Source organism: Providencia sp. AGC89 (assembly GCF_053543535.1).
Genome location: NZ_JBIXLP010000033.1, coordinates 1 through 11,323 on the forward strand (window position 1 = coordinate 1; position 11,323 = coordinate 11,323).

General features: G+C 38.8%; 7 protein-coding genes and 1 pseudogene. 6 read left to right on the plus strand and 2 right to left on the minus strand.

The genetic code is table 11. The annotated features are described in order from the left end of the window. The first annotated feature begins 888 nt into the window (after window positions 1-888). The 4 genes from metA to aceK all read left to right on the plus strand — a co-directional run bounded on the left by metA (window position 889) and on the right by aceK (window position 6,995). Window positions 889-1,818: a homoserine O-acetyltransferase MetA gene (metA, locus tag ACIPUA_RS07040; RefSeq protein ID WP_042848542.1), complete on the plus strand. Its 930-nt coding sequence runs from the start codon at window positions 889-891 to the stop codon at window positions 1,816-1,818. A gap of 365 nt (window positions 1,819-2,183) precedes the next feature. Further along, window positions 2,184-3,782, plus strand: a complete 1,599-nt coding sequence (aceB, locus tag ACIPUA_RS07045) for a malate synthase A (RefSeq protein WP_449059491.1) — start codon at window positions 2,184-2,186, stop codon at window positions 3,780-3,782. A 55-nt stretch (window positions 3,783-3,837) separates the two neighbouring features. After that, window positions 3,838-5,145: an isocitrate lyase gene (gene aceA / locus ACIPUA_RS07050; RefSeq protein ID WP_042848540.1), complete on the plus strand. Its 1,308-nt coding sequence runs from the start codon at window positions 3,838-3,840 to the stop codon at window positions 5,143-5,145. Window positions 5,146-5,252: 107 nt separating this feature from the next. Then, window positions 5,253-6,995, plus strand: coding sequence for a bifunctional isocitrate dehydrogenase kinase/phosphatase (gene aceK, locus ACIPUA_RS07055; RefSeq protein ID WP_042848538.1), 1,743 nt, complete (start codon window positions 5,253-5,255; stop codon window positions 6,993-6,995). A gap of 94 nt (window positions 6,996-7,089) precedes the next feature. Here aceK and ACIPUA_RS07060 read toward each other — a convergent pair whose 3' ends face one another. Further along, complete coding sequence (locus ACIPUA_RS07060) at window positions 7,090-7,731, minus strand: bifunctional 4-hydroxy-2-oxoglutarate aldolase/2-dehydro-3-deoxy-phosphogluconate aldolase (RefSeq protein WP_449059492.1); 642 nt, start codon at window positions 7,729-7,731, stop codon at window positions 7,090-7,092. Window positions 7,732-7,758: 27 nt separating this feature from the next. After that, a complete protein-coding gene (gene edd, locus ACIPUA_RS07065) occupies window positions 7,759-9,609 on the minus strand; it encodes a phosphogluconate dehydratase (protein WP_048608838.1) in 1,851 nt (616 codons plus the stop codon). A gap of 291 nt (window positions 9,610-9,900) precedes the next feature. Here edd and ACIPUA_RS07070 point away from each other — a divergent pair, with 291 nt between their 5' ends. Continuing rightward, a complete protein-coding gene (locus ACIPUA_RS07070) occupies window positions 9,901-10,722 on the plus strand; it encodes an N-acetylmuramoyl-L-alanine amidase-like domain-containing protein (protein ID WP_230683899.1) in 822 nt (273 codons plus the stop codon). A gap of 214 nt (window positions 10,723-10,936) precedes the next feature. Beyond that, window positions 10,937-11,323, plus strand: a pseudogene (locus tag ACIPUA_RS07075) (IS1 family transposase); the annotation flags it as partial.

The following is an 11,323-nucleotide window of genomic DNA, read 5'->3' on the forward strand; positions in this document are numbered from 1 at the left end:
TTGGCTGTAGAGTAAGGACTGAGCAAGGCATGAGGAAGTTGGGCATCTGTTCACTCTGAATGCACAGTGATATGGATGTGTTGAATGGGCATGTCGGATTTAAAGTAGTAAGTAACAACTCACTTATCGGGGTGAGTTTAATATGCTGAAAAATAAAATTAAATCAATTACCTACGGGAGGAGCTAAGCTGGGAGTAGAGAAGTTTGGTACTAGTTTATGCGGAAAGTGTAATGATATTGGTATGGTGAATAAGTGTGTGGAATTTAAAGCAGTAAATAACAACTCACTGAGTTGGGGGGAGCAAATGCAGAGTGAAGCTAGCGTGAGCTTGGCTATCGGGGAAGTATCGCACAAGGCATGAGGAAGTTGGACATCTGTTCACTCTGAATACACAGTGATATTGGTGTGTTGAATAGGCGTGTCAGATCTAAAGTAGTAAGTAACAACTCACAAGTTTTGGGATATAGGGCATTTTAGAGCTTAAATTAACGACTACATATTATTTTAGTAATAGCTAAAGCTGCCATTTGATAATGACATAAAGACGTTTATTAAATAATTTTTGGTACAGTATTTTGAAATAATTTTGCGATGTATAACTAAATAATACAGTCACTGCTCAGCAGCGATGAATACTGCCCTAGTTTTACCTAATGCTTAAAACGTCTAAGTAGAATATCTATCTATAAAATATCACTATTGATTAAAAAATATATAAAATCAATACATTATAAGATAGGTATACTCAAGTTAATGCCATGACAAATGAATCTACGTGAAATTATTTCAATTAGTCTTGAAAAGCTCGACAAGGTAAGTAACATTGGTTAGATTATTTAGCACTCTAGAAGTCTAAACGTATAAAAGTATATAAAAGGGGATGAATGATGCCAATTCGTTTACCAGACGAGTTACCCGCAGTTAATTTCTTACGTGAAGAAAATGTTTTTGTCATGACAACGACAAGAGCTAGCCTTCAGGAGATCCGCCCCTTGAAAGTGTTAATACTGAATTTAATGCCTAAAAAAATAGAAACGGAAAATCAGTTCTTAAGGCTTTTATCTAATACACCATTACAGGTTGATATCCAGTTATTGCGTATTGACCAAAGGGAATCTAAAAATACTCCTACAGAGCATTTGAATAATTTTTATTGTGATTTTGAAGATATTAAAGATCAAAATTTTGATGGTTTAATCGTAACAGGAGCTCCGTTAGGGCTAGTTGAATTTACCGATGTATGTTATTGGGAACAAATAGAAAAGGTAATTAAATGGGCGAAAAGCCATGTTACTTCAACGCTCTTTGTGTGTTGGGCTGTACAGGCTGCATTGAAAGTTCTTTATGATTTGCCAAAATGGACTAGAGAAGAAAAACTTTCAGGCGTATATCAGCATGATACATTGGAGCCGTATGCATTATTAACGCGAGGGTTTGATGCTTCATTCTATGCTCCACACTCTCGTTATGCGGATTTCCCTGAAGAGCTTATCCGCAAGCATACCGATCTTGAAATTTTAGCCAGTTCAGAAGAAGCCGGTGCTTATTTATTTGCATCAAAAGATAAACGCTTGGCATTTGTTACTGGCCACCCTGAATATGATAGAGATACGCTCGCTCAAGAATACTGGCGAGATGTTGATGCAGGTATTTCACCAGAAATCCCATGTAATTATTTTAAAAATAATGATCCTAATAAAGGCCCAACAATTAGCTGGCGAAGCCATGGGCACTTACTTTTTTCGAATTGGCTTAATTATTATGTGTACCAGATCACACCATTCGATCTTACTCACATGGAGCCTACACTAGATTAAAATAAGGGGTGTTGAGCTTAAAATGTTTGTTATGTCACTCTAACTAATTATATTTAGTATTTTATTTAGATTAATATTCCAGAAAATTTACAATATTTAAAACTAAAGCAGCCATTTATGGCTGCTTTTTTTATTTTTGGGGTAAATTATTTAACAATTTTACTTTTTAGTAATTGTTTTATTTAACAAGTGCTTAACACTACTTATCTTGTTATAAGAATCGTTGTTCAAAAATAAATAATTATAAAATGCCATTGATATCATAAAGATAAGGTGTATTTTATATAAAATGGAAACGGTTTTTGATTTATTTGTTATTTGATCGTAAGCTTAATTCATAGTCAGATGTGAATGAGGAAAGGTCAATGGAAAATCAATTGTTAATATCAAAGTTAGCATTTTCAAAGGAAATATCTCAGCAAGATACTAGGGTCTTACATAATGATTCTATTGAGTTTCTTTCAAATTTGGTTGAGGCGTTTTTACCACGTCGTGAAGAGTTACTAAAACAAAGAACCATAAGGCAACAAAAAATTGATGCGGGCGAATTGCCGGATTTTATTTCGGAATTTGATTCCATTAAAAAATCAGAATGGAAAATACAGAATATACCTGAGGATTTACGTGACCGCCGGGTTGAAATAACAGGTCCTGTCGAACGAAAAATGGTTATTAATGCTTTGAATTCTAACGTTAAAGTATTTATGGCTGACTTTGAAGACTCTCTTTCTCCCTCATGGGAAAAATTGATTGATGGGCAAATCAATTTAAGTGATGCAATTAATGGCGATATTTCTTACACCAATGAAAAAGGTAAGGTTTATCAGCTTAAATCTGACCCTGCTGTTTTAATTGCACGTGTACGAGGGCTACATCTAGACGAAAAGCATGTATCACTTGCGGGAAAAAATATTCCGGGGGGGCTATTTGATTTTGCACTTTACTTTTTTAATAACTATCAAGCGTTGTTGAAGAAAGGAAGTGGGCCTTATTTTTATATCCCTAAATTGGAATCTTGGCAGGAAGCAAAATGGTGGAGTGATGTATTTAGTGCTGCAGAAGATGCTGTCAGTTTGCCTCGTGGAACAATTAAGGCAACAGTTTTAATTGAAACTTTACCTGCGGTATTCCAGATGGATGAAATTTTGTATCACATGCGTCACCACATTGTCGGGTTAAATTGTGGTCGTTGGGATTATATTTTTAGTTATATCAAAACATTAAAAGAGCACCCAGATAGGGTACTACCCGATCGCCAAGTGGTTACGATGACCCAAGATTTTCTAAGTGCTTATTCACGTTTGCTTATTAAAACTTGTCATCGTCGTGGGGCTTTTGCTATGGGGGGAATGTCCGCATTTATCCCAAGTAAAGATGAAACAGAGAACCAAGCTATATTGGCTAAAGTAAGAGCAGATAAAGAGCTTGAAGCAAAAAATGGTCACGATGGTTCGTGGGTTGCTCACCCAGGTCTTGCAGATACAGTGATGGATGTCTTTAACCAAGTTCTAGGAGAGAACACCAATCAACTGCATGTTACTCGTGATTCTGACGAACCAATCACAGCGGAGCAACTATTAAAACCTTGCGCAGGTGAACGAACCGATGCAGGTATGAGGGCAAATATTCGGGTCGCTGTGCAATATATTGAAGCATGGATTTCAGGTAATGGGTGCGTTCCTATCTATGGCTTAATGGAAGATGCTGCTACCGCTGAAATTTCTCGAACTTCGATTTGGCAATGGATCAGGCATGAAAAGTCACTAATCAACGGCGAAAAAGTGACAAAAGCGTTGTTCGAAGAAATGCTAGATGAAGAGCTTCAAGTTATTCAAAAAGAACTTGGTGATAAGCGTTTTCAGCATGGTCGTTTCCGTGAAGCAGCGGAGCTAATGCGCCAAATTACGACACAAGATGAACTTATTGAGTTCTTAACTATTCCTGGTTACCAATTATTAGATTAGTAACAACAAATATAAATTCGATAAACCCTACATATTCTTATAAAGGAAGTTAATCATGACGACATCGCGCTTAGACCAAATTGCCCAATTAGAAAATGAATGGAAGAAACCACGTTGGAAAGGCATTAATCGCCCGTATTCTGCTGAGGAAGTTATCAAACTTCGCGGTTCTGTTAATCCGGAGCATACCCTTGCTCGTAGGGGGGCAGAGCGCTTTTGGGAACAACTGAATGGCAAATCTAAGAAAGGCTACGTCAATGCACTAGGTGCATTGACAGGTGGGCAGGCATTACAACAAGCGAAAGCTGGTGTTGAGGCCATTTATCTTTCTGGTTGGCAGGTTGCTGCTGATGCAAATACAGCCTCAAGTATGTACCCTGATCAGTCACTTTACCCAGTTGATTCGGTTCCTTCTGTCGTTCAGAAAATTAACAATACTTTTCGCCGGGCAGATCAAATTCAATGGGCGAATGGCATTGGGCCAGATAATAAAGAATATATTGATTTCTTTTTACCGATTATTGCAGATGCAGAAGCCGGTTTTGGTGGGGTATTGAATGCCTTTGAGTTAATGAAAAATATGATAGAAGCAGGGGCAGCGGCTGTGCACTTTGAAGACCAATTGGCTGCGGTGAAAAAATGCGGTCATATGGGCGGTAAAGTATTGGTTCCGACTCAAGAAGCTGTTCAAAAATTAGTTGCCGCACGTTTAGCCGCTGATGTCTCTGGTGTACCAACGATCCTGATCGCAAGAACTGATGCCGATGCAGCTGATCTTCTGACATCTGATTGTGACCCATATGATTCGGCATTTGTCACTGGTGAGCGTACTTCTGAAGGGTTCTTCCGGACTAACGCAGGTATCGAGCAAGCGATTAGTCGTGGTTTGGCATACGCGCCTTATGCAGACCTCGTGTGGTGTGAAACATCAAAACCAGACTTAGATGCTGCGCGCCAGTTTGCTGAAGCAATTCATGCTAAATACCCAGGTAAATTATTGGCTTACAACTGCTCACCTTCATTTAATTGGAAGAAAAATTTAGATGATTCCACAATCGCACGTTTCCAAGATGAGTTGTCAGCCATGGGTTATCGCTTCCAATTTATTACTTTAGCGGGCATTCATAGTATGTGGTTCAACATGTTTGACCTTGCACATGCTTATGCACAAGGTGAAGGTATGAAACATTACGTGGAAAAAGTGCAAGAGCCTGAATTTGCGGCGATAAATAAAGGCTATACCTTCTCTTCTCACCAACAAGAAGTAGGTACTGGTTATTTTGATAAAGTTACAACGGTTATTCAAGGGGGGACTTCTTCAGTCACTGCTTTAACAGGGTCGACAGAAGAAGAACAATTCTAGTTAATTGGCTTCATTTCATTCGGTGTCCTTATTGGTTAGGTGTATCTATTAATTTGCAGGCACGTTGAGTGCCTGTTTTTTTTAAATTAGTTCAAATAGGAGCGAGTATGATACTCACGACTGAACAGATAATAGCCCAAACCATTCTACAAGGATTTGATGCGCAATATGGGCGTTTTCTAGAGATAACCTCAGGAGCTCAGGAAAGGTTTGAGCAAGGGGATTGGCATGCTATCCAACATGCAATGAAAAGAAGGATCCAACTTTATGATCACCATGTTGGCTTGGTTGTTGCCCAGCTACAATTCATGGGGTTAGTTCAATCTTTAACACCAAACAAACTATCAGAAATAAAAAATGTGTATAAAACGTTGTTGCCAGATTACCCACGCTTCGAGATAGCAGAAAGTTTTTTTAATTCAGTTTATTGCCGTTTATTTCAACACCGAGACCTTACACAAGATAACTTATTCATTTTTACTTCTCAGCCTGTAAGGCGGTTTTCTATTTCCCCTCGGCCATTGGCTTGGGAGTATCAGGTTGATGATAATCTGTATGGGTTACTATTTTCGATTCTAAGTGGGTTACCATTAAGAATAAAATGGCGAAATTTAGAGTTTGATATTCATTGTATTATCAATATATTGCACTCACGGTTTTCAGGATTTGAAAAGCGAAAAGTCTGTTTTCATATTGCCAATGAACTGTTTTATCGTAACAAAGCTGCTTGGTTAGTTGGTAAAATTTATATTGATGATGAAGTCTATCCATTTTTACTTCCCATTCATCATGATGATGATAAGCAAATTTACATCGATACCTGCCTCACCGAATTTGATGAAGCGAGTATTGTGTTTGGCTTTGCTCGCTCTTATTTTATGGTGTATGCACCTTTCCCTGCGGCATTAGTATTTTGGCTGCGGGAAATTTTGCCCAGTAAATCCATTGCTGAATTATATATGGCGATTGGTTGTCAAAAACATGGAAAAACAGAGTATTACCGTGAGTATCTTGCTTATATTAATTTTGCCCGTGAGCAATTTACGCTTGCACCAGGCGTTAAAGGAATGGTGATGCTTGTATTTACAGCGCCTTCTTTTGACCGTGTTTTCAAAATTATCAAAGATAAGTTTGCCCCACAAAAGGATGTCACGAAAGAAAGGGTGCAGGAATGTTATCGGCTTGTCAAAGAACACGATAGAGTTGGGCGTATGGCAGATACACAAGAATTTGAAAATTTTGTGATTGATAAAAGCGCTATTAGTGAAGAATTGATGACAGAGCTATTAAACGAGGCTCCTTCACAAATTGAAGATTTAGGAGACCAAGTGTTGATCCGCCATTTGTACATGGAAAGAAAGATGGTGCCTTTAAATATCTATATGGATAACGCAAATGAGGAACAGCTAAAAAGTGTTTTGAATGAGTATGGCTTGGCAATTAAACAGTTGGCGGCGGCGAATATTTTCCCTGGTGATATGTTATTTAAAAACTTTGGTGTTACGCGTCATGGTCGGGTTGTTTTTTATGACTACGATGAAATTTGTTATATGACAGAAGTTAATTTCCGTAAAATTCCTGTGGCATTGTATCCTGAGCAAGAGCTCGCTAATGAGCCATGGTATAGCATTGGTGAACAGGATGTTTTTCCTGAAGAATTTGTTTCTTTTATTTGTCAAACGGCAGAAATTGGTGATTATCTGCGACGTTATCATGCCGATTTATTTTCGGCAGATTACTGGCAAAAGTTGCAAAAGCGAATTTTGGCAGGTCATGTCGAGGATGTTTATGCATATCGAGAAGAGCTACGTTTTTGCCATAGGTTTAATGAAATAGCTTATGATTCATGAGATAAAAAATTGATAGGGTTAAAGAAAGCTACATTGAGAACGACTCAGTCAGTAGTATCGAATCGTTCTCAACGGTAAATAGAATTTCGCTGTTTTAACGCTTTGCACCCAATACTGCTTCTTGGGCAAGTTGGGTTATTTTTTCGTAGTTGCCAGTAGTTAAAGCCTCTTCGGGCACTAACCAAGAGCCACCAATACACAGAACGCTCTCTAGTTCTAAATAACTACGATAGTTTTCTGGTGAAATTCCCCCTGTTGGGCAGAACTTTACGTGTGAGAAAGGGCCGGCAATGGCTTTTAAGGCTTTAACGCCACCATTCGCTTCTGCTGGGAAAAACTTGAATGCTTTCAAACCATAATTCATACCCAGCATTAGTTCTGAAACCGTTGAAATGCCGGGGATCAGTGGGATATTTCCTTGGGTTGCAGCACTCAATAATTCTTCGGTTAAACCGGGGCTAATAGCAAATTTAGCGCCAGCTTTTGTCACATCAGCAAGTTGTTTCGCATTGAGTACTGTCCCTGCCCCAACAATGGCGTCAGGGACTTCTTGAGTAATCAGGCGAATTGCTTCAATTGCACATTCGGTACGTAATGTGACCTCAAGTACATTAACGCCGCCTTTCACCAAGGCTTTAGCGAGAGGGACGGCTTGTTCTAGTTTTTTAATGACAATGACTGGGACCACAGGGCCTTGTTTGAGCACGCTTTCAGCGGTTATGTTCCAATTATTCATTTTTTATTCCTATTTAATACCAATAGATTAAAAATCAATGCTACAAGCACCTTCTTCTGCGCCAGACAAGTTTCTTCTTAATGCGCCAAAAAGTTCTCTGCCACAACCGCTACGTTCTGCGATTAAGTCCGGTTTGAAAGATTGTCGTTTGTTTAATACAGTGTCATCGACAAGTAATTGTAATTCACCAGTTAACGCATTTACTCTAATGATATCGCCATCTTTTACTTTTGCGAGTAATCCACCGTTATAGGCTTCGGGAGTGACATGGATTGCGGATGGAACTTTACCTGATGCTCCTGATAGCCGGCCATCAGTCACTAAGGCAACTTTATAACCTTTATCGATAAGCACCCCCAGTGGTGGCATTAATTTATGAAGTTCAGGCATCCCGTTAGCGGATGGGCCTTGGAAGCGAACTACGATGATACAATCTCGATTAAGGTTGCCTGACTCAAAGTGTTTTGCGATATCATTTTGGTTATTAAATACTACAGCAGGAGCTTCAATAATTTGATTTTCTTCGGGGACCGCGGACGTTTTCATCACAGCACGGCCTAAATTACCTGAGAGTAATTTAGTACCTCCATGGGGTGAAAAAGGCGTGTCAATTTCAGCAATAACATCTGTATTGAATGAATGTTTGGGGCCTTCTCGCCATTCAAGTTGCCCGTTATTTAACCAAGGCTCTAATGTGTAACGCGTTAAACCAAAGCCTGCTACAGTATGAACATCTTGGTGTAACAAGCCTTTTTGCAGCAGTTGGTGGACTAGTAATGCGACGCCACCTGCGGCTTGAAATTGGTTGATGTCAGCTTGGCCATTAGGGTAAATTCGGCAAATGAGCGGTACAATTGCAGAAATATCAGAAAAATCATCCCAGTTGATAATGACCCCGGCAGCTCTAGCGATGGCAACAAGGTGCATCGTTAAATTGGTAGAGCCGCCAGTTGCTAGTAAGGCAACAATACCATTGACGATAACTTTTTCATCAATGAGGCGACCAATTGGTAAATAATGGCCAGATTGCTCGGTTAACCGGGTAATTTGCTGTGCTGTTGCATCTGTTAGCGCATAGCGTAATGGGGAATCAGGGGGGACAAACGATGCACCTGGTAAGTGTAACCCCATGACTTCCATCATCATTTGGTTTGAATTAGCGGTACCATAGAATGTGCAGGTACCAATACCATGGTATGATGCTGCTTCAGCTTCTAATAACGCGAGTCTATCGACTTTTCCTTCCACATACAGTTGGCGAATACGTACTTTTTCTTTATTAGGTAGGCCCGTGGCCATCGGCCCAGCAGGGACAAATATAGCAGGTAAATGCCCAAAAGAGAGGGCTCCAAGTAATAAGCCTGGAACAATTTTATCGCAAATACCCAAATAAAGAGCGCCATCAAACATATTATGGGATAAACCAATTGCTGTAGACATCGCGATGACATCTCTACTTAGCATAGAGAGTTCCATCCCATCTTGCCCCTGAGTTACACCATCACACATGGCAGGGACACCAGCTGCAACTTGCCCAATAGAACCCGATTCAAGTAACGCTTTTTTTAGTTGTTCAGGGTATTTATCATAAGGTCGGTGAGCAGAAAGCATGTCATTGTAAGAGCTGATGATAGCAATATCAGAACGCGTCATACTTTTAAGGATCTGCTTTTCATCATTTTGGCAGGCAGCAAAACCATGAGCAAGGTTACCACAAGCCAGCGAGGCTCGATGGACAGTTGTACTACGAGCACGTTCAATTTTATTGAGGAAAGCTGCTCGAGCTTGTGCAGAACGAGAGATAATGCGCTGTGTAATGCGCTCAAGTTCCTCATTGAGTGCTGGAGATTTTGTCACTTCAGAGATATTAGAACTCATGGTAATTGCTCCATCATGCAGACCTATAGTCAATTAATCTGCAAGTCATGTAAGTTGTGCTTATCGTTATACCTATTCCAGATAACGTTACAAAATAAATGTTACCGGTAACATTGTTAAATGAAAATAGAACAGTTGCAATATTCAAAATGAATATTTGAAGTTATATGTGATCTTAATCAAGGTTGACTATGGAATAAATCGAACAAGAAATGGACTAAAACTCATGCTATAGTCATTAAATAGAAGCAGTTGCCTGCAAAATTAAGGTAAATTGGGAATATTGTTAATGTGTATACTAAAAATTCAAATAGTGGGCGAATGCGTCGCTTAGTTACTGCAACCTTGATGTTGCTAATGGTTAATTATGTCCAAGCTCAGGTAGTGTTGACATCGGGGTCGCATAAAATTTTAACCAGTATATTCAACCAACAAAATGAAATGCAGCGATATCATTCAACATCGGCAGAAAAAATTGATGTGCTCACTCAGTATTTTTTAAATACCCCCTACGATAAACAAACGTTAAATATGAGCCCACTCTTTGCTGAAAACTTAGTCGTTAATTTAGAAGCGATGGATTGTATGACCTTTATTGAGTACGTTGAGGCATTTAAAGGGGCTGAAAATAGTGCACAATTTTTTAGGAACCTGACTAGTATTCGTTATTTTAATCAAGATGTTACATACAAAAACCGCCGCCACTTTTTTTCGGATTGGGCACAAGGTGATAGCGCGGTTGCAGAGGACATTACGGCTAAAATTAGCCCATATGCCGTTAACGTTTCTAAGCAGCTTAATTTAAAAGGTAATCGAAAGACGTATATTTTAGGGTTGCCCATTACCTATAGAGATATAAACTATATTCCATCTAAATATATAGATAATGATTTGATTACAAGGCTTAAGACCGGTGATTATATTGGTGTTTACTCAACGAATAGAGGCTTGGATGTTAGTCACGTTGGTATTGTAATACAAAAAGGAAACAAAACAATTTTTAGAAATGCTTCTTCATTACGTGAAAATTTCAAAGTTAGTGATGTTGAATTACAGCACTACATACAAGGAAAAGAAGGCATTATTGTATTTAGGTCAAAAATAGATTATTAATCTGTTAATTGGTGGTTATTGAATTGAAAAATGAACTTTTGACCTAATTATATTGTATAAATATGAGTTAATCTTTGTTTTTATATGGTTTAGCTGCGAATATAAAATATATTTTAAATTAAAATATTCTAAGAATTGAAAAACATAATCATTTGGTCATGTATTCAATCCGGTGATTAACCTGTAATATAGGGTAATTTATCGGAGAATATTCATGGCTAAAGTCGATGTAAGGTGCCCATTTTGTCAACAAACGCTCCCAGTGAAAAAACATGGATTAGGTAGCACTGGTCATCAACGTTATCGTTGCCAAGATTGCTGCCGAAGCTTCCAACTCGATTATAAATATCGTGCTTGCCAACCCGGAACTAAAGATAAAATTATCGACCTCACGATGAATAATGCCGGTATTCGTGATACTGCTAGGGCCCTTCATATCAGCATTAATGCGGTTGTTCGTACTTTAAAAAACTCTCGCCGAAGCAGGTAACGTCTTTACCGCTTGATAATTTGCACATTGAACTCCTTTGTGAAGTCGATGAACAGTGGTCTTTTGTGGCTAATAAGAAACAACAACGCTGGCTTTGGTATGCCTGGGAAC